General features: G+C 46.2%; 1 rRNA gene. It reads right to left on the bottom strand.

Features of this window, described 5'->3' with window-relative positions:
* Nucleotides 1–277: ribosomal RNA gene (locus ACYQ4O_RS12990) — 23S ribosomal RNA — on the bottom strand; the annotation flags it as partial.
* Nucleotides 278–491: the final 214 nt, after the last annotated feature.

Genomic DNA, 491 nt, shown 5'->3' on the forward strand with positions numbered 1-491 from the left:
TATCAAAAACTAGGCTGCTCCGGGTTCGCTCGCCGCTACTGCCGGAATCTCGGTTGATTTCTTTTCCTGAGGATACTTAGATGTTTCAGTTCTCCTCGTTCGCCTCGCATGACTATGTATTCATCATGCGATAACCCTTAAAGGGCTGGGTTCCCCCATTCAGATATCTGCGGATCTATGCTCGTTTGCCAGCTCCCCGCAGCTTTTCGCAGGCTGCCACGTCTTTCTTCGCCTGTGATCGCCAAGGCATCCACCACATGCACTTAGTCGCTTGATCCTATAACCCTGCCGCCTATTGCCCGGCAGCGTTACAAGCAACCGCTAAACGCTGTTCCCATTACGCTGTTTATGTCTTCGCTTTCAAGTTTCTCACAAAGTTTTGCTTTGTTAATGACTCGTCAATCTTTACCCGTTTACGTTTCCATAAACGTTTTCAATTGATTCAAATTTCCGATTTTTTAAAGAACAAATTTTCAGGCTCTAAATTTCCG

Source organism: Turicimonas sp. TL08 (genome assembly GCF_054660695.1).